The following is an 18,872-nucleotide window of genomic DNA, read 5'->3' as shown; positions in this document are numbered from 1 at the left end:
GCGGCAGTTGGGCGGCGCGGACGGCCCGTCGATCGGCGACGCCCTGATCACCTTCCTGCTGGTGGGAGGCGCGGGTGTGGTCATCCCGGCCGCCGTCGTCCTCCCGCTCGTCGGTCTGGGCATCTGGCTGACGCACGTCTGGCGCCGTCGGCGCGCGAGACACTCCGCCTGACGGCCGTCGCGGACCGGACGGGACACACCGACCGGGCCGGTGTCAGTGCCTGCCCTTACAGTCACCGGCATGGCGACTCTTCCCAATCCGCTCCCCAAACTGGCCTCCGATCCCAGCGGCCGCTCCCTCGGCCTCCAGCTCCCGCCGGGCCGGCTGATCGACACGACGGACGAAGGCGTGTGGCACGAGCCGTTGCTGTGGCACGCGGAGCAGTCCGCCTCCTCCGGCAACTGGACGGCCCTGGGCGGGACGGCGGGACGGGCCGGGCTGGTTCCCGTCCTGGTCGACCTCGGCGGCTCCCAAGGCGGCCCGTCGGAATGGGAGTTGATGCCCGCCGCGGTGTCGTACCCCGGGGACCACGACGCGGAGGAGATCCTCGCGGAGTACTGGGAGGAGTGCGCGGCGGACGGCGAGGAGTGGCCCGGCCTCGCCGCGCCCGGCACCCTGACGGCGGATCCGGACGCACGCGCCGCGCAGATCGCCGACACCCTTGCGGAGCAGGGGCCTTCCTGGTTCGGGTCGCCGCATGTCGCCCTGGTCCCCGCCCGCCGCAGCGCGGACGTCCCGGCGGCCGTCGGCTGGTCGGGCCCGGCCAACCACGAGCACGACGTCGCGCGACTGTGCGCCGTCCTGCGCTCCTGGGAGGACCGCTTCGGCATACGGGTCGTCGGCCTCGGTTTCGACGTCCTGGCCGTATCCGTCGCGGCCCCGCCCGGCACCCTCGCGGAGGCGGAGCCGATCGCCGCCGAGCACTTCGCGTTCTGCCCGGACAACGTCCTCCAGGGCCCGGGCACCCTGGAGGCCTACGCCCAGCAGCTCGTCGGCGAGCCCACCTGGACCTTCTGGTGGGACTGATCCGCGCTACCCCGTGAGCCCCCGCCCCAGCCTGCGCAGCCCCTCCCCGATCTCCTCCGGGGTCTGCGTCACGAAGCACAGGCGCAGGGTCGAGCGGTCGGGCTCACCGGCGTAGAAGGGGGCGCCGGGGACGTACGCCACGTCCTGGGCGACGACCTGCGGCAGGAGGGCCGTGGTGTCGTACGACTCGGGGAGGCGGACCCAGAGGAACATGCCGCCCTCCGGACGGGTCCACACCGACCCTGCCGGGAGGGCGTCCGCGAGGCCCGCGAGCATGGCGTCCCGGCGCTCCCGGTACACGGCGGCGACCCGGGCCACGTGCGCGTCCAGGTCGAAGGCGGTCAAGTACCGTGCCGCGGCGAGCTGGTTGACGGTGGGGGTGTGCAGATCGGCGGCCTGCTTGGCGACGACGCAGGCCCGGCGCAGCTCGTCCGGCGCGCGCAGCCAGCCCAGCCGGATGCCGGGTGCCATGACCTTGGAGAAGGAGCCGAGGAGGACCGTACGGTCGCGGGCGTCGGGGTGGGCGGCGATCCAGGGGACGCGCTCGCCGTCGTAGCGGAGTTCGCCGTAGGGGTCGTCCTCGACGATCCACAGACCGTGCCGGGCGGCGACGGCGGCGACCGCGGCACGGCGCTCGGCGGGGACGGTGCGGCCGGTGGGGTTCTGGAAGGTGGGGACGGTGTAGAGGAGCTTCGGCCGTTCACGGACCACGAGGTCGGCGAGCGCCTCGGGGTCCGGGCCGTCCGCGTCGCCGGGCACCGCCACGATCCTGGCTCCCGCCAGACCGAAGACCTGGAGGGCGGCCAGGTAGCAGGGCGCCTCGACGAGCACCGTGTCGCCGGGGTCGAGGAGTGCGGTCGCCAGCAGGGACAGGGCTTGCTGGGAACCCGTGGTGACGAGGAGGTCGTCGGCGGTCGTGGGCAGTCCACGGGCCGTCGTCCGTGCCGCCAGCCGCTCACGCAGGCTCGGCTCGCCCTCGGTCGTGGCGTACTGGAGGGCCTGGGCCGGAACCTCCTCCAGCGCGAACCGGAACGCGGCGGCCACGCCCTCGCGGTCGAACAGCTCCGGCGCGGGCAGCCCGCCCGCGAAGTTGATCACCTCGGGGCGGGCGGTGACGGCGAGGATGTCCCGCACGGGCGAGCCGCCGATCGACCGGACCCGGGCGGCGAGCGAAGGCACGGAGGCAGGAACGGGCACGGGGCCTGGAGCGGCGGCGGGGACGGAGGCGGGCGCACTGGGCGACTCGGCTGCGACAGTCATGCCCGCACCCTAGGGAGATACATGCCGCCTACACACGGGTTTCTGCCATGTGGACGGCAACATGCGTACAGCGGCATGCGTTCACACCTTCGTCCCCGTCGCCCCGTACACGTTGATGTCGTCGTCCGTCACGTCGTCGATACCGCGCTAGCGGATCTTCTCGATGTCGTCGAGGGCGGCGAAGGCGTCCGGCGCGATGCCGGGCGGGGCGGGCGCCGGTCCCGGGTTCCACCGGTGCACAACCGCTCCACCTCCGCCCTCGACCGGAAGGCGAAGGTGAACAAAGGGGCTCTCCCTGGGCAGTCGGGGCGTCCCACACGCCGTCCCGGAGGGGCACTGTCTGCGCAGTTCAGAGGCTATGGGACCGGACCGGCGTCCCGACTTGCGCGGCGGATGTGGAAGGTCGGAGGCCGTACGGCTCAGGCTTGCCCCATGCCCATACGCCCCACTCCCCCCACCCGCCGCCGCGTCCGTCTGCTCGCCGCCGCGCTGACCGCCGCTGCGGCGCTCGCCCTCACCGCGTGCCACGACGGCGAGGGCCTGCGCGACGAGGGCCCGTCGGGCTCCAGCACCCGACGGGGTCCGGCAGCACCCCGACAGGATCCGGCACCTACGGCGTAGGAGAGGCTCCCGCCCGCTCCCACGCGGAGCCGCCGAGCGGGAACTCGTAGTCGGGCCGCCCGTTCTCGCCGCTCGTGCGGAACGGCCTGCCCTTGTCGTCGATCGTCAGCTTGCCGTGCCGTGAACCGCTGGACCAGGACAGCTCCAGGTACCAGCGCACGTCGTACGCGGAGGCGTCGGCGGTGACGTAGTAGACCTCCGGGTCGGACTCGCTCACCTTGAACGGGAAGTTCTTGTGCCCCGCCTCGGGCACCAGCGCCGGCCGCGCCGCGTCGAGGGCGACGGAGAAGGCGCGCGTCGGCACACCGCCACCGCAGCCGACGCCCGGGTAGCCCATGGCGTAGTCGTTCCAGGCGAGCGGCGCGGCCTTGGCGACGGTCCGGACCGTCAGGCTGTCCACGACGACGGTCTCCTCGCCGGTCCCCTGCACGGTGAGCTCCAGATACTGCTCCCCCGCCGACACGGCTCCGTGCCGGGCCACCCACGCGGGCGCGTCCTGCTCGACGGGCGGCGGCGCGACCTGCCCCGGCCCCTGCTCGATCAGATAGCGCTGACCACAGGGGCTCTCCCAGGCGTACGGGCGGGTGGTGACCGTCAGCGGGACGGGGGCGTCGGCCCCCGCGCCCGGCGCCGTCGAGGAGCCGGCGGTGGCGGACTCCGACGGAGAGGCGGATCCCGAGGTCGAGGCCGACGGCGACGCGGATACGGACGGCGACGCGGACGCGGACGGCGAGGACGTGCTCCCCGTTCCCCGCCCCTGCACGGACGGCGTACCCGCCGCACCGACACTGTCCCCGTCGCCGGACCCGCCGGGCCCGCCGGACGGCAGGGTCAGGGCGAGCGCCAGGGTGACCGAGCCGAGGGCAGCCACGACACCGACCCCGGCAAGGACCAGGAAGCGGCGGGTACGGCGGGTCCGCTCGTCCCCCACGCGTTCCGCCGCGACAAGCGTTTCCTCAGCCCCGGCGGCCACGACCGCCGCCTCCGCAACGGCCTCGCCGGCGAAGACATCCGCGGCGCCGTCCGCGGTGCCGTCCGCGGCGACGGCCTCCGCCGCGTCCCCCTTCCTCCCCCGCACCGCATCCGCCAGCACCCACCGCCGGTGCAGCTCGACGAGCTCCTGAGGCGACGCCCTGCACAGCCGCGCCAGCCGCTCCACGGGCGCGTAGTCCGTGGGGACGGCGTCCCCGTTGCAGTAGCGGTGCAGCGTCGACGTACTCATGTGGAGCCGTTTCGCGAGCATCCCGTAGCTCAGCCCGGACCGCTCCTTCAACGCTCGCAGCAGCTCGGCGAACTCGGTCGCAGACACCGTTCCTCCAGTCCCCATGTCCCATCCCCGCGTTCCAGGGATGGTCCGTTTCCCCAGGTCAAACCCATTGCAGGCATTCCAGCGTCCCTTATCGTCCGCCGCCCGTGGCGGCTGGGACGGATCCCCGCACAAGCTTTGGCCATCCAAGCACGCCGCTTCAACACGGCATTCCGGAAGAGGACTTCACGATGCGTATCCGCCGCACCAGCCACCTGCTCGCCCTCACCGCCCTGACCGCCCTCGCGCTCACGGCGTGCGAGGACGGGACGGGCGTACAGGACGAGGGCGCGTCGCACCCGGCGTCGTCGACGGCCACGGCGGCCCAGCCCACGCCCGCCACGGACAAGGGCACCGGCACCGGCACCGGCACCGGCACCGGCACGGCCCCGACGAAGGACACGACGGGCTCGACCGGCTCATCCGGCAAGACGGGCGGCAACACAGGCGCCGACACCGGGGGCAACACGGGCGGCAGTACGGGCGACAAGGCCGCCGACGACACCGCCTCCGACACCCGCGTCCTGTGCAACGGCTCGAACACCAAGGTCACCGCGCAGCCGGTCGCCCGCCCGCTCAACCACATGCTGCTCACGGTGACCAACACCGGCAGCAAGACCTGCGACCTGACCTACTACCCGGTCGTGCGCTTCGACGAGATGCAGTGGGTGCCGCAGGCCGCCAAGGAGACGCAGCCGCAGGCGGTGACGACCCTCGCGCCCGGCGAGTCCGGCTACGCGGGCGTCCTGCTGTCCGCCGCCGACGGCAGCGGCGACGGCGGTCAGACGGCCGAGAAGCTGACGATCGCCTTCCAGGGCTACACCCCGAACAGCGACGGCGGCGCCTCCGCGACGCCGGCCCTGCCCGCCAAGGGCGTCTACTACGACAGCTCCCTGGCGGTGACGTACTGGCAGCAGGACATGGACGACGCCCTGTCCTGGTGAAAGCAGGCGAACTACCGCAGCTTCTGGGCCGCTTCGGTGGCCCAGTAGGTGAGGATGTTCCGCGCTCCGGCCCGCTTGATGCCGGTCAGCGTCTCGAGGATCGCCTGGTCGCGGTCGATCCAGCCCTTCTCGGCGGCGGCCTCGACCATCGAGTACTCGCCGGAGATCTGGTAGGCGGCGACCGGCACGTCCACGGCGTCGGCGACCCGGGCCAGGATGTCGAGGTAGGGGCCGGCCGGCTTCACCATGACCATGTCGGCGCCCTCCTCCAGATCCAGCGCCAGCTCGCGCAGCGACTCACGGAGGTTCGCCGGATCCTGCTGGTACGTCTTCCGGTCGCCCTTCAGGGACGAGCCCACGGCCTCCCGGAAGGGCCCGAAGAAGGCGGAGGAGTACTTGACGGTGTACGCGAGGATCGAGACGTCCTCGCGGCCGATCTGGTCGAGGGCATCGCGGATGACCCCGATCTGCCCGTCCATCATCCCGCTGGGCCCGACGACATGGGCGCCCGCGTCGGCCTGGACCTGTGCCATCTCGGCGTACCGCTCCAGGGTGGCGTCGTTGTCGACGCGCCCCTGATCGTCCAGCACCCCGCAGTGCCCGTGATCGGTCGTCTCGTCCAGGCACAGGTCGGACATGACGAGCAGGTCGTCCCCGACCTCGGCCCGCACGTCCCGGATGGCGACCTGGAGGATCCCGTCCGGGTCGGTCCCGGGCGTGCCGAGCGCGTCCTTCTTGGACTCCTCCGGCACCCCGAAGAGCATGATCCCGGAGATCCCGGCCTGTACGGCCTCCAGCGCGGCCTTCTTCAGGCTGTCGCGCGTGTGCTGCACGACGCCGGGCATGGCCTGGATCGGCACCGGCTCGCTCACGCCCTCCCGCACGAACGCGGGCAGGATGAAATCGGCCGGGTGCAGCCGGGTCTCCGCGACCATGCGCCGCACGACGGGAGTGGTGCGCAGCCGCCGGGGACGCGCACCGGGAAAGGATCCGTACTTCGTCATACGCCCTACGCTACGCCCGGCCCGGGGGCACCTTTGCCGACGCCCCGTCGGCCCGAGGGAGGCCGCCGGCCCCGCCCGTATGCACCGTGAACGCCCCGGGTCCATCCTGGGAAGAAGGACCACGACGGCCACTCCTGCGCTCAAGGAGGCCGCGATGACCGCCACGCACCACCCCACCCCAGACCTCTTCGCCCTCTCCGACCTGCGCGGCCCGGTGCTGCGTCCCGGGGACGAGGGCTACGACGCCGAGGTCGCCACCTTCAACCTGGCGGCCCGGCACGCCCCGGACGTCGTCGTGGGCGCGACCGGCGCCGACGACGTCGTGACGGCGATGCGCTGGGCGGCCGCCACCGGCACGCCCGTCGCCGTCCAGGCCACCGGACACGGCGCGAACTTCCCCATGGACGGCGGCCTGCTGATCAACACCGCCCGGATGACCGACGTGTCGATCGACGTCGAGGCGCGGACCGCGACCGTCGGCGCCGGCGTGAAGTGGCGGCTGCTGCTGGAGGCCTCGGTCCCGCACGGGCTCGCCGCGCTGAACGGCTCCGCGACCGACGCCGGGGTGGTCGGCTACACCCTGGGCGGCGGGCTGCCGCTGCTCGGCCGGGCCTACGGGTTCGCCTCCGACCTGGTTCGTTCCCTCCAGGTCGTCACCCCGGACGGCACCCTGCACGAGACGGACGCCGACCACGAGCCCGACCTGTTCTGGGCACTGCGCGGCGGCAAGGGGAACGTGGGCGTGGTGACGTCCCTGGTCACCGGGTTGGTGCCGCTGAGCCGCGTCGTCGGCGGTGGCATCTACTGCGCAGGCGAGCACGCCGAGCCCCTGCTGCGCGCCTACGCGGACTGGGCGCCCACCGTGCCGGACGAGATGTGCACCGGCTTCACCCTGCTGCGGCTGCCCCCGCTGCCGATCATCCCCGAACCGATGCGCGGCCGCTTCTTCGCCCGCGTCGCGGTCGCCTGGACCGGCGACCCGGCCGCGGCGGACCCCCTGCTGGCGCCGCTGCGCGCGGCCGCGCCGGTCGAGTTCGACACGGTGGCCGACCTGGACTACCGCAAGGTCGACGAGATCTACCAGGACCCGCAGGACCCCATCCCGGCCCGCGAGTGCTGCGCGCTGCTGCGCGACCTGACCCCCGAGGCCGTGGACACCCTGCTGGCGCAGACCGGCCCGGACGCGGGCGAGGACTACCCGCTCCTCCTGGTCGAGCTGCGCCACATGGGCGGCGCACTGGCCGAACCGGCCGCCGTCGAGGACGCGGTATGCGCCCGCGACGCCGCGTACCTGTTGGAGTCGGTCGGCGTCCTGGCCGGCCCGGAGGCCGCCGCCGCGGTGGAGGCGGCCACGGCCGCCCTGTACACCGCGATGGCCCCCTACGGCACAGGCCGCACGATGGTCAACCTGCACGGCACCCCGGGCGGCCAAGCCGACCGCGCCCGCGCCTGGACGCCCGAGGTCCACGACCGTCTGCGCCGCACGAAGTCGACGTACGACCCGCAGAACCTGCTGCGCCACGGGCACACGGTCGCGCCGGTCCCCTGACGCCCTCGGCCGTTACGTAGCCCGTCGCCTCCGCGCACCCGGACGCCGCTCGCTCGGCCGGCTGACCGGGTCACCGGCCTCCTGGGCCGCCGCCCGCCGACGCAGGCCGAAGTCGGCCAGTGCCTCGGCCAGCTTGAGGGCGGACGGCTCGGGCGCCATGACGTCGACCCGCAGCCCGTGCTCCTCGGCCGTCTTGGCCGTGGCGGGACCGATGCAGGCGATGATCGTCACGTTGTGCGGCTTGCCGGCGATGCCCACCAGGTTCCGCACGGTGGACGACGACGTGAAGAGCACGGCGTCGAAGCCGCCGCCCTTGATCGCCTCCCGGGTCTCCGCCGGCGGCGGCGAGGCCCGTACGGTCCGGTAGGCGGTGACGTCGTCGACCTCCCAGCCCAGCTCGATGAGCCCGGCGACCAGGGTCTCGGTGGCGATGTCCGCGCGCGGCAGGAACACCCGGTCGATCGGGTCGAAGACCGGGTCGTAGGGCGGCCAGTCCTCGAGGAGCCCGGCAGCCGACTGCTCACCGCTCGGTACAAGATCCGGCTTCACACCGAAGGCGACCAGCGCCTTCGCCGTCTGCTCGCCCACCGCCGCGACCTTGATGCCGGCGAAGGCACGCGCGTCGAGCCCGTACTCCTCGAACTTCTCGCGCACCGCCTTGACGGCATTCACCGAGGTGAAGGCGATCCACTCGTAGCGGCCCGTCACCAGGCCCTTGACCGCGCGCTCCATCTGCTGGGGGGTGCGCGGCGGCTCGACGGCGATCGTCGGCACCTCGTGCGGCACGGCCCCGTACGACCGCAGCTGGTCGGAGAGCGACACCGCCTGCTCCTTCGTACGCGGCACGAGCACCTTCCAGCCGAACAGCGGCTTGGACTCGAACCACGACAACTGGTCGCGCTGGGCGGGGGCGGAACGCTCACCGACCACGACTATGACCGGCCGGCCGCCCTCGGGCGAGGGCAGCACCTTCGCCTGCTTCAGCGTCTGCGCGATCGTGCCCAGGGTCGCCGTCCAGGTCCGCTGCCGCGTCGTCGTACCCGCCACCGTGACCGTCATCGGCGTATCGGGCTTGCGCCCCGCCGACACCAGCTCGCCGGCGGCCGAGGCGACGGAGTCGAGGGTCGTCGACACGACGACCGTGCCGTCGGACGCCCCGACCTCGGTCCAGCAGCGGTCCGAAGCCGTGCGCGCGTCGACGAACCGGACGTCGGCGCCCTGCGCGTCCCGCAGCGGCACACCGGCGTACGCGGGCACGCCGACGACGGCCGCGACACCGGGTACGACCTCGAAGGGAACACCGGCCGCCGCGCAGGCGAGCATTTCCGCCGCCGCGTACGTATCAAGTCCCGGGTCCCCGGTCACCGCACGGACGACCCGCCTGCCGCCCCGCGCGGCCTCCATGACAAGATGTGCGGCATCGCGCACAGCGGGTACCTCAGCGGTTGTTGACGTGCCGTCAACGATCGTCGGGAGGGGCGCGCCCGTGCCCGGAAGAGGGTCCGATGGACCCGCTTCCGCGTTCACGACGGCGACGCCCGGCCTCGCGTGCGTCCGTACGACGTCGAGCACCTCATGCTCGGCGACGAGGACGTCCGCGTGCGCAAGCGCCTCCACGGCGCGCAGAGTCAGTAGTCCCGGATCCCCGGGTCCGGCACCCAGGAAGGTGACGTGCCCGTGTTCAGGACCAGCGGCTGGAAGGGCGGTGGGGCTCACAGTGCTCGCTCCCCCATCAGACCGGCCGCGCCCTGGGCAAGCATCTCGGCTGCGAGTTCGCGACCGAGCGCCATTGCCCCGTCGTGCGTCTCGGGCACGGGACCGGTGGTGGACAGCTGCACCATGCGCGTGCCGTCGGGGGTACCGACGACGCCACGCAGGCGCATTTCGTTGACAATCTGCCCGTCGGCCAGAAGGTCGGCCAGCGCGCCCACAGGGGCGGAGCAGCCGGCCTCCAGGGCGGCGAGCAGGGACCGTTCGGCGGTCACGGCGATCCGTGTGAACGGATCGTCGAGCTCACCGAGCGCGGCGATCAGTGACGCGTTGTCCGCGGCACACTCGATCGCCAGTGCTCCCTGGCCGGGAGCGGGCAGAACCGTGTCTATCGACAGGAAGTCGGTGACCTCGTCGATGCGGCCGATGCGGCTGAGGCCGGCCGCCGCCAGCACCACCGCGTCCAGCTCGCCGTCGTGCACGTACCCGATCCGCGTGTCGACGTTCCCGCGGATCGGCACGGTCTCCATGTCCAGCCCGTGGCTGCGCGCGTACGCGTTCAGCTGCGCCATGCGGCGCGGCGAACCCGTACCGATGCGTGCCCCGCGCGGCAGGTCGGTGAACTTCAGCGCGTCCCGGGCGACGATCACGTCGCGGGGGTCCTCGCGCACCGGTACGGCGGCCAGGACCAGGTTCTCGGGCTGGGTGGTCGGCAGGTCCTTCAGCGAGTGAACCGCGAAGTCGACCTCGCCCTTGGCCAGCGCGTCGCGCAGCGCGGTCACGAAGACGCCCGTGCCGCCGATCTGCGCGAGGTGCTCGCGGGAGACATCACCGTAGGTGGTGATCTCGACGAGTTCCACGGGCCGTCCGGTCACCTGGCTCACGGCGTCCGCGACCTGCCCGGACTGGGCCATGGCGAGTCTGCTTCGCCTCGTCCCCAGTCTCAGTGCCTTCGTACTCATGCCGCTCATGCCGGCCCTCGGTTCTCTGCGTTCTTCTCGGTGCTTTCCTCGGCCCGGGAAACGGCGGCCACCGCCTCCGGGTCGAGGTCGAACAGGGTCCGCAGCGCGTCCGCGTACCCGACGCCGCCGGGCTCGGCCGCGAGCTGCTTGACCCGTACGGTCGGCGCGTGCAGCAGCTTGTCGACGACCCGCTTCACGGTCTGGGTGATCTCGGCGCGGTGCTTGTCGTCCAGGCCGGGCAGCCGCCCGTCGAGCCGGGCGATCTCCGTGGCCACGACGTCGGCGGCCATGGTGCGCAGGGCGACCACGGTCGGCGTGATGTGCGCGGCCCGCTGCGCGGCGCCGAAGGCGGCGACCTCGTCGGCTACGATCCGCCGCACCTGGTCGACGTCGGCGGCCATCGGCGCGTCGGCCGAGGCCTCCGCCAGCGACTCGATGTCCACCAGCCGCACCCCGGCCAGCCGGTGCGCGGCCGCGTCGACGTCCCGCGGCATCGCCAGGTCGAGCAGGAAGAGCACCGGCTCCGGCCGGACGGGTGTGGCGACCGGCTCGGGCCTGCGACGCTCGGGGATACGGCCGAGGGTGGCGGCGGTCGCGGCGAGCGCGGTGATCAGCTCGGCGTCGGCCTCGGGGCTGCGACGGGCGGCGAGCCGGCGGTCCACGGTCGCGTTGTCGACCCAGGCGGCGTGCTGCTCCAGCGTCGCCGCGTCCATCCCGGCGACGGCGGCCTCCCCCAGCACGGAGAAGCCGGACTGCTGCACGGGGGCCTGCTGTACGGCGGCCAGGTCCAGGGGGCAGTTCTCGTCGGTGCCGACCGAGGTGGGCGGCAGCGGCCGTACGTCCGTCGCCTCGTCGTCGAAGGCGGCGGGTGCCCCGGTGCGGCCCTCGACGGCCTCGGCGACCGCCTCCGCCGTCAGGACCAGGCCCGTCGCCCCGGTACAGGAGACGGCCACGTCGGCACGTGTCAGCTCGGCCGGCACCGACTCCATCGGTACCGCGCGGGCCGACACGTCCGTGTCGCCGCCCTCGGTCAGGCGCTGTCCGTACTGCTCTTCGAGCAGGTGGGCGAGCCGCTCGGCCCGGTCGGGGGTGCGGTTGGCGACGACGACCTCGGCGACCCCGGCGCGCGCGAGCGTGGCGGCGGCCAGCGAGGACATCGAACCGGCGCCGATGACCAGCGCCTTCTTGCCCCGCGCCCACGCGGCAACGTCCCCGCCCGCGGCCAGCTGCTCCAGGCCGAAGGTGACCAGGGACTGCCCGGCGCGGTCGATGCCGGTCTCGGAGTGGGCGCGCTTGCCGACCCGCAGGGCCTGCTGGAACAGGTCGTTCAGCAGCCGTCCGGCGGTGTGCAGCTCCTGTGCCCGGGCCAGGGAGTCCTTGATCTGTCCGAGGATCTGGCCCTCGCCGACGACCATGGAGTCCAGACCGCAGGCCACCGAGAAGAAGTGGTGGACGGCGCGGTCCTCGTAGTGCACGTACAGGTAAGGGGTGAGCTCCTCGAGCCCGACCCCGCTGTGCTGGGCGAGCAGCGTGGACAGCTCGGCGACACCGGCGTGGAACTTGTCCACGTCGGCGTACAGCTCGATCCGGTTGCAGGTGGCGAGGACCGCGGCCTCGGCGGCCGGTTCGGCGGCGACCGTGTCCTGGAGCAGCTTGAACTGCGCGTCCGTGGACAGCGAGGCCCGCTCCAGCACGCTGACCGGAGCGCTGCGGTGGCTCAGCCCGACGACGAGGAGACTCATGCCGGCATCACGGCGGGTACGTCCCCGTCGGGTCCCTGGTCGGTGGAGTCGGCGCGGCCGGCCGGGGCCGGTACGGCGCTCTCGTTCGCCGCGGCCTCCTCGCCGGCCTTGCGCTGCTCGTGGAAGGCGAGGATCTGGAGCTCGATGGAGAGGTCGACCTTGCGCACGTCGACGCCGTCCGGAACGGTCAGCACGGTCGGCGCGAAGTTCAGGATGGACGTGACGCCGGCGGCCACGAGCCGGTCACAGACCTGCTGGGCGACGCCCGGCGGGGTGGTGATGACACCGATGGAGACGCCGTTGTCGGAGATGATCTTCTCCAGGCCGTCGCTGTGCTGGACGGAGATCCCGGCGACCTGCTTCCCGGCCATCGCGGGATCGGCGTCGATGAGCGCCGCGACCCGGAACCCGCGCGAGGCGAAGCCGCCGTAGTTGGCCAGGGCCGCGCCGAGGTTACCGATACCGACGATCACGACCGGCCAGTCCTGGGTCAGCCCGAGCTCGCGGGAGATCTGGTAGACGAGGTACTCGACGTCGTAGCCGACACCCCGCGTCCCGTAGGAACCCAGGTAGGAGAAGTCCTTGCGCAGCTTGGCGGAGTTGACCCCCGCCGCGGCCGCGAGCTCCTCGGAGGAGACCGTGGGTACCGAGCGCTCCGACAGTGCGGTCAGCGCGCGGAGGTACAGCGGAAGCCGGGCGACGGTGGCCTCGGGAATCCCTCGGCTACGGGTCGCCGGTCGGTGAGTTCGGCCAGTTGCCACGGTGCTCCTGCGGGTAGAGCGGGGCTGTAGGCGGTCACACGTACCCAGACCGCCCCGTCGACAGCAGGCTATGTCTTTGTGAACGCGTGCACAAAGATGGTGTCCGATTTGCCCGGCCAACGTGACCGGGGTCACGCGCAACATTCCAGGGGGCAAAACCGCCACTCTCCTCGTGAATCCCGCCCCCGAGACAAAACCGCCATCGATCCTAAGCGACGTTCGGTACAGCCTTGTACTGCTCGGTCAGTTCCTCACCCGGCCAGTTCTTTGCGCAGGCGACTCTCGTCCACCCGCCAGAACGTGTGCTGCCTGCCGTCGACGAGCACCACCGGGATCTGCTCCCAGTACTGGTCGTACAGCTCCTGGTCGTCGGCGATGTCCTTCTGCTCCCAGGACACACCGAGTTCCCCGCAGACCTTCTCGATCACGCGCTCGGCGTCGTCGCACAGATGGCAACCGGACTTACGGATGAGGGTGACCGACCGCTCGCCCGCTGCGGCCTTACGTCGAAAGAGGGGAGTCATACCGCCATTCTCGCGCTTCTTTAACGGCGCGGTCGCGGAGAGTTCACACCCTTCGAACCTCTCGGCTCCGGAACCACCGAACGGACTGGCTATGCTCACGCCATGGCCGCTCTAGGATGGCTCACTCCCCGTAGGCGCTCCGCCACGGCGCGGAGCGTGTTGGCAGGCGAGGCCTCGGCGGAGGCAGCCCGCAAGTCCACCCAGGAAAACCTGGACTCCCAGGAGACCCTGACACCCCTGGACACCCCCGACCGGGAACCGCAGTTCCCGGTGCACGGCGACGCGATGGCCGCCGCCTTCTTCGACCTCGACAACACCGTGATGCAGGGCGCCGCGCTCTTCCACTTCGGCCGTGGCCTGTACAAACGCAAGTTCTTCGAGACCCGCGACCTGGCCCGCTTCGCCTGGCAGCAGGCGTGGTTCCGGCTGGCCGGCGTCGAGGACCCCGAGCACATGCAGGAGGCCCGCGACTCGGCGCTCTCCATCGTGCAGGGCCACCGGGTCTCCGAGCTGATGTCGATCGGCGAGGAGATCTACGACGAGTACATGGCCGAGCGCATCTGGCCGGGCACCCGGGCCCTCGCCCAGGCGCACCTGGACGCGGGCCAGAAGGTGTGGCTGGTCACGGCGGCCCCGGTGGAGATCGCCCAGGTGATCGCCCGCCGCCTCGGCCTGACCGGCGCGCTGGGCACGGTCGCGGAGTCCGTCGACGGCGTCTACACGGGCAGGCTGGTGGGCGAGCCGCTGCACGGCCCCGCGAAGGCGGAGGCGGTACGCGCGCTGGCCGCGGCGGAGAACCTGGACCTCTCCCGCTGCGCCGCCTACAGCGACTCCCACAACGACATCCCGATGCTCTCCCTCGTCGGCCACCCCTACGCCATCAACCCCGACGCCAAGCTCCGCAAGCACGCGCGCAACCTCGACTGGCGGCTGCGCGACTACCGCACGGGCCGCAAGGCGGCGAAGGTCGGCATCCCGGCCGCGGCGGGCGTGGGCGCGGTGGCGGGCGGCACGGCGGCGGCGATCGCGCTGCACCGACGACGGCGATGACGACGCCGACGTAGACATCCCGGAAGAGCGGCCGAGGCGCAACTGCCCGGCCGCTCTTTCGCGTTACCGGACAACACCCCACACCGGACACCGAACCCGGCCAATCCGACGGTCTTACCCCCGTAACCCCTCGTCCAGTCCTGTTGTCCGCGCACAGCCACAACACGCCCCGGACCGACCCGAAACCCGAACCATTTCGGTCAACAATCGTTCACCCTATGCAACTTGATCGAGCGTCAATAGGCCACAGAAGCGACGTAATCGATGATTTGAGCAACTCGGTGTAGCAGGGCCTGCACGAAGCGTTATTCTCCTCAGACGCAATCCGGTACCCCTTCCGTCGCTACGACGGGTGAATGGTTCCGTACTGCACGTGATGCAAGCTCTGCCTCTGGGAGTCCCGTGTACCCACACGTCGGGGTTGACACCTCGGGCCTGGCTACGCTGCGCGCAACGGTCGCTACGGTCCATGACCTCTTGCGCGGCGTCGTCCCCACCGCGTACGCCGTCCCCGCCTTCGCCACCACCGCTCCGCTGGGCCCGTGCTACGCACTGGCCGACGGCAGCGCCGCGGTGGGCAGACGAGGACGCTCGGCCGGCGCGGCCACCGCCCGTCGGCCGGCCGCCGACAGTGACAGCGCCCGCATGATGGACCTCGTCGAACGCGCCCAAGCCGGCGAGGCCGATGCCTTCGGGCGCCTGTACGACCAGTACAGCGACACGGTCTACCGCTACATCTACTACCGGGTCGGCGGCAAGGCGACAGCCGAGGACCTCACCAGCGAGACGTTCCTGCGCGCCCTGCGCCGCATCGGGACGTTCACCTGGCAGGGCCGCGACTTCGGCGCCTGGCTCGTCACCATCGCCCGCAACCTCGTCGCCGACCACTTCAAGTCGAGCCGCTTCCGGCTCGAGGTGACGACCGGCGAGATGCTCGACGCCAACGAGGTCGAGCGCTCACCCGAGGACTCCGTCCTGGAGTCCCTCTCCAACGCGGCGCTTCTGGACGCCGTACGCCGGCTCAACCCCCAGCAGCAGGAGTGCGTGACGCTCCGGTTCCTCCAGGGGCTCTCCGTCGCCGAGACCGCGCGCGTGATGGGCAAGAACGAGGGTGCCATCAAGACGCTCCAGTACCGGGCCGTCCGCACCCTCGCCCGCCTGCTGCCGGAAGACGCCCGCTGAACCCGTCCCCCGCCCACGACCGACGCCACACACTCCGTGACGCCAACTCACCTTCAGTGAAAGTCCGTTGTCTTCCCGATCCGATCATCCGCAGTCCGTAACCCAAGTGCCGCGCCAGTCGTTGTGCGGGATACAGGCTCCCTGTGGTCACGTCCTGGCCGACCCCGATCACTCGATCGTGTGGATCCGGCCCAGGGCGTGCAACCGTCAGGACCCCAGGGGAGTCGACCGTCATGACGAGAGGAGGTGCCGCCAGTGATCGCGAACGTATCGGCGCACCGGCGGGCGAGCGCCTTCGCCCAGGCCTTGGAGGAGCAGTCCGACTGTTCCTCCCAGGGCACGGCGGCCGAGCAGACCGAAGGATCACCGCCGGCGCCGGCCGCTGCGGACCAGACCGGGCAGGGCCAACTTCTGGCCCTCGCCACGAGTCTCGCCGAGCTGCCCAAACCGGAACTCGATCCCGAGGTCAAGGTCGTCCAGCGGGCCCAGTTGGTCGCCGCAATGGAGGCCATGCTGCAAGCGGGCACCGCGGGAGGCGAAACGGCGGACCCTTCGGTGCCGGAGCAACGCTCCCACCGGGCCAGGGGCACTCACCGGGCCAGTCCCCTGGGCAAGTTCCGACCGCGATCCCGCCTCGCCAAGGGCCTCACCGCGGGCGGCCTCAGCGTCGGCGTCGCGGCGGGCGCCTTCGGCGGAGTCGCGGCCGCGAGTTCCGACGCCCTCCCGGGCGACGGGCTCTACGGACTGAAGCGCGGCATCGAGGACTTCAAGCTCAACTATCTGGCCGACGGCGACGACGAGCGCGGTCGGACCTATCTCGACCAGGCCTCCACCCGGCTCAGCGAGGCCCGTCGACTCATGGAGCGGGGCCGCAGCGGCGACCTCGACCACGAATCCCTCGGCGAGATCCGACGCGCCCTGAACGGCATGCAGCACGACGCGTCGGAAGGCCACCGGCTCCTCCACGAGGCGTACGAACGCGACCCGAACTCCCTGGGCCCCATCCAGGCCCTCGACGCGTTCTCCCGCTCGCACCGCGAGGTCTGGGGCGCCCTGCGCGACCGCCTGCCGGTCCAGCTCGGCGACGTCAGTCAACAGGTCTCGTCGGTCTTCGAGGCCATAGACCAAGAGGTCGCCCCGCTCCAGTCCCTCCTCCCGCGGCCCCCCGCCCCGGGCGGCGGCGGCACCCGTGAGGGCTCCGGCTCGACGTCCACCGGCACCTCGGACACCGACCGCCACGCGACCACCCCAGGCACCGGCCACGACCCGACCGACGGGACCGGCGCCGACACCGGAAGCCCCAGCAAGTCGTCCACCTCCGGCACCACCGACGACGGCCTGCTCGGCGGCAGCACCGGCGGCCTCCTGGACCCCCCGAAGGAAAACGGCAGCACCGCCCCGACCACCATCGTCCCCAGCACCCAACCGGACGTCACCCTCCCACCCCTCCTCCCCGGCCTGCTCCCAGGCCTGGGCATCGACAGCGAGGACGCGGAGTAACCCGAGCAGCCCCAGCCCGTACGACTGTGGGGGCGCCCCTCTCAAAAGAGGAGCGCCCCCACAGTCGTACCCGAACAGCCCCACTCAGTAGAGGGTGTGCTGGATCCGTTCACGGACCTGATCCGTCAGGTCGAACATCAGCATAGGCACCCATCTACACCGCCGACCTCGCACCGCTACGCGGGCTTCGCCCGGCTGCGCCGCACTCCGTCCGGCGGCTCACCGAAGCCCAGCCACCCGGCCACCCGTCAGAAGAACACCGACCGCCGCTGCACCAGCAACTTGTAGAGGGTGTGCTGGATCCGTTCACGGACCTGATCCGTCAGGTCGAACATCAGCATGGGCACCCATCTACACCGCCGACCTCGCACCGCTACGCGGGCTTCGCCCGGCTGCGCCGGACCCCGTCCGGCGGCTCACCGAAGCCCAGCCACCCGGCCACCCGTCAGAAGAACACCGACCGCCGCTGCACCAGCAACTTGTAGAGGGTGTGCTGGATCCGTTCACGGACCTGATCCGTCAGGTCGAACATCAGCATGGGCACCCATCTACACCGCCGGCCTCGCACCGCTACGCGGGCTTCGCCCGGCTGCGCCGCACTCCGTCCGGCGGCGGCTCACCGAAGCCCAGCCACCCGGCCACCCGTCAGAAGAACACCGACCGCCGCTGCACCAGCAGCTTGTAGAGGGTGTGCTGGATCTGTTCACGGACCTGGTCCGTCAGGTTGAACATCAGCATGGGGTCCTCCGCCGCCTCCGGCGGGTAGCCGTCCGTCGGGATCGGCTCGCCGAACTGGATCGTCCACTTCGTCGGCAGGGGAATGCCGCCCAGCGGTCCCAGCCACGGGAAGGTCGGCGTCAGCGGGAAGTACGGGAACCCGAGCACCCGCGCCAACGTCTTCGCGTTGCCGATCATCGGGTAGATCTCCTCGGCCCCGACGATCGAGCAGGGGATGATCGGAGCTCCCTGACGCAGTGCCGTGGAGACGAAGCCGCCCCGGCCGAACCGCTGGAGCTTGTAGCGCTCGCTGAAGGGCTTCCCGATGCCCTTGAAGCCCTCCGGCATCACCCCGACCAGCTCGCCCTGGCCGAGCAGCCGTTCGGCGTCCTCCGCGCAGGCGAGGGTGTGCCCGAGCTTGCGGGCCAGCTCGTTGACGACCGGCAGCACGAAGACGAGGTCGGCGGCCAGCAGTCGCAGGTGCCGGCCCGCCGGGTGGTGGTCGTGGACGGCGACCTGCATCATCAGGCCGTCCAACGGCAGCGTCCCGGAGTGGTTGGCGACGATCAGCGCGCCCCCCTCCGCCGGGATGTTCTCGACACCCTTCACCTCGACCCGGAAGTACTTCTCGTACAGCGGCCGCAGCAAGGACATCAGGACCTGGTCGGTCAGCTCCTCGTCATAGCCGAAGTCGTCGACCTCGTAGTCGCCCGTGAGGCGCCGGCGCAGGAAGGACAGCCCGCCCGCGATCCGCCGCTCCAGGCCGCCCGCGTCCTTGTCCAGCCGTTCCTCACCCGTCACAGGAACATCATCCTGCCCAGCCGCCCTGGTGGGCAGGGGCTGGACCTCACCGACCTCACCGGCCTCGCCGATCTCCCGGACCGGCGCGGGCTCGCCGTTCCTGCGCCGGCTCACCGCACCCCGGCGCCGGGGCGGCCGCGTTACGGCGCTCCCCCGGGACCGGTCGTCGTCGAACGGAATGACCTTGGCATCCGCCATCGTTGATGCGCTCC

General features: G+C 71.9%; 17 protein-coding genes. 8 read left to right on the top strand and 9 right to left on the bottom strand.

Going from position 1 to position 18,872, the window contains the following annotated elements:
• Window positions 1-7: 7 nt before the first annotated feature.
• Together G9272_RS25830 and G9272_RS25825 are read left to right on the top strand one after the other, a co-directional pair.
• Window positions 8-172, top strand: a complete 165-nt coding sequence (locus tag G9272_RS25830) for a hypothetical protein (RefSeq protein WP_171398761.1) — start codon at window positions 8-10, stop codon at window positions 170-172.
• A 69-nt stretch (window positions 173-241) separates the two neighbouring features.
• Window positions 242-1,027 carry a DUF4253 domain-containing protein gene (locus tag G9272_RS25825; protein WP_171398760.1) on the top strand — a complete coding sequence of 262 codons (786 nt, stop codon included), beginning with the start codon at window positions 242-244 and terminating at the stop codon, window positions 1,025-1,027.
• A gap of 6 nt (window positions 1,028-1,033) precedes the next feature.
• Here G9272_RS25825 and G9272_RS25820 read toward each other — a convergent pair whose 3' ends face one another.
• A complete protein-coding gene (locus tag G9272_RS25820) occupies window positions 1,034-2,287 on the bottom strand; it encodes a PLP-dependent aminotransferase family protein (protein WP_253267943.1) in 1,254 nt (417 codons plus the stop codon).
• A gap of 432 nt (window positions 2,288-2,719) precedes the next feature.
• Here G9272_RS25820 and G9272_RS25810 point away from each other — a divergent pair, with 432 nt between their 5' ends.
• Window positions 2,720-2,908, top strand: coding sequence for a hypothetical protein (locus tag G9272_RS25810; protein WP_171398759.1), 189 nt, complete (start codon window positions 2,720-2,722; stop codon window positions 2,906-2,908).
• On the opposite strand, the gene G9272_RS25805 is transcribed toward G9272_RS25810, so the two are convergent.
• Window positions 2,898-4,217 (bottom strand): helix-turn-helix domain-containing protein, encoded by a 1,320-nt coding sequence (locus G9272_RS25805; protein WP_437184305.1) that lies wholly within the window; start codon window positions 4,215-4,217, stop codon window positions 2,898-2,900. The two genes, G9272_RS25810 and G9272_RS25805, sit on opposite strands and share 11 nt — an antisense overlap.
• Before the next feature lie 188 nt (window positions 4,218-4,405).
• Here G9272_RS25805 and G9272_RS25800 point away from each other — a divergent pair, with 188 nt between their 5' ends.
• Complete coding sequence (locus G9272_RS25800) at window positions 4,406-5,158, top strand: DUF4232 domain-containing protein (RefSeq protein WP_171398757.1); 753 nt, start codon at window positions 4,406-4,408, stop codon at window positions 5,156-5,158.
• Between the two features lie 11 nt (window positions 5,159-5,169).
• Here G9272_RS25800 and hemB read toward each other — a convergent pair whose 3' ends face one another.
• Complete coding sequence (gene hemB, locus G9272_RS25795; protein ID WP_171398756.1) at window positions 5,170-6,162, bottom strand: porphobilinogen synthase; 993 nt, start codon at window positions 6,160-6,162, stop codon at window positions 5,170-5,172.
• 154 nt (window positions 6,163-6,316) lie between these two features.
• Here hemB and G9272_RS25790 point away from each other — a divergent pair, with 154 nt between their 5' ends.
• Window positions 6,317-7,711, top strand: coding sequence for an FAD-binding oxidoreductase (locus tag G9272_RS25790; protein WP_171398755.1), 1,395 nt, complete (start codon window positions 6,317-6,319; stop codon window positions 7,709-7,711).
• 12 nt (window positions 7,712-7,723) lie between these two features.
• Here the strand turns inward: G9272_RS25790 and G9272_RS25785 are convergent, their stop codons facing one another.
• From G9272_RS25785 to G9272_RS25765, 5 genes are all read right to left on the bottom strand, one after another.
• Window positions 7,724-9,427, bottom strand: coding sequence for a uroporphyrinogen-III synthase (locus tag G9272_RS25785; RefSeq protein ID WP_171398754.1), 1,704 nt, complete (start codon window positions 9,425-9,427; stop codon window positions 7,724-7,726).
• Window positions 9,424-10,383, bottom strand: a complete 960-nt coding sequence (gene hemC, locus G9272_RS25780; RefSeq protein WP_171398753.1) for a hydroxymethylbilane synthase — start codon at window positions 10,381-10,383, stop codon at window positions 9,424-9,426. Before hemC ends, G9272_RS25785 begins: the two co-directional genes overlap by 4 nt.
• Before the next feature lie 5 nt (window positions 10,384-10,388).
• Window positions 10,389-12,125 (bottom strand): glutamyl-tRNA reductase, encoded by a 1,737-nt coding sequence (locus G9272_RS25775; RefSeq protein ID WP_171398752.1) that lies wholly within the window; start codon window positions 12,123-12,125, stop codon window positions 10,389-10,391.
• On the bottom strand, window positions 12,122-12,886 hold the full coding sequence (locus tag G9272_RS25770) for a redox-sensing transcriptional repressor Rex (RefSeq protein ID WP_171398751.1): 765 nt from the start codon (window positions 12,884-12,886) through the stop codon (window positions 12,122-12,124). Before G9272_RS25770 ends, G9272_RS25775 begins: the two co-directional genes overlap by 4 nt.
• A 251-nt stretch (window positions 12,887-13,137) precedes the next feature.
• On the bottom strand, window positions 13,138-13,410 hold the full coding sequence (locus G9272_RS25765) for a glutaredoxin family protein (RefSeq protein WP_171398750.1): 273 nt from the start codon (window positions 13,408-13,410) through the stop codon (window positions 13,138-13,140).
• Between the two features lie 102 nt (window positions 13,411-13,512).
• Between G9272_RS25765 and G9272_RS25760 the strand changes: the two genes are divergently transcribed.
• From G9272_RS25760 to G9272_RS25750, 3 genes are all read left to right on the top strand, one after another.
• Complete coding sequence (locus tag G9272_RS25760) at window positions 13,513-14,460, top strand: HAD family hydrolase (RefSeq protein ID WP_171398749.1); 948 nt, start codon at window positions 13,513-13,515, stop codon at window positions 14,458-14,460.
• Window positions 14,461-14,862: 402 nt separating this feature from the next.
• Window positions 14,863-15,642: an ECF subfamily RNA polymerase sigma factor, BldN family gene (locus G9272_RS25755; RefSeq protein ID WP_054238616.1), complete on the top strand. Its 780-nt coding sequence runs from the start codon at window positions 14,863-14,865 to the stop codon at window positions 15,640-15,642.
• Between the two features lie 255 nt (window positions 15,643-15,897).
• Window positions 15,898-17,142 carry a DUF5667 domain-containing protein gene (locus tag G9272_RS25750; RefSeq protein WP_171398748.1) on the top strand — a complete coding sequence of 415 codons (1,245 nt, stop codon included), beginning with the start codon at window positions 15,898-15,900 and terminating at the stop codon, window positions 17,140-17,142.
• Between the two features lie 645 nt (window positions 17,143-17,787).
• Here G9272_RS25750 and G9272_RS25735 read toward each other — a convergent pair.
• Entirely contained in the window at window positions 17,788-18,858 is a 1,071-nt protein-coding gene (locus G9272_RS25735) for a lysophospholipid acyltransferase family protein (RefSeq protein WP_171398747.1), read from the bottom strand.
• Window positions 18,859-18,872 lie beyond the last annotated feature (14 nt).

Origin of the sequence: Streptomyces asoensis, from assembly GCF_013085465.1 — a bacterium.
Classification (GTDB): Bacteria; Actinomycetota; Actinomycetes; order Streptomycetales; family Streptomycetaceae; genus Streptomyces; species Streptomyces cacaoi_A.
This window is presented reverse-complemented; position numbering and strand designations above follow the sequence as displayed.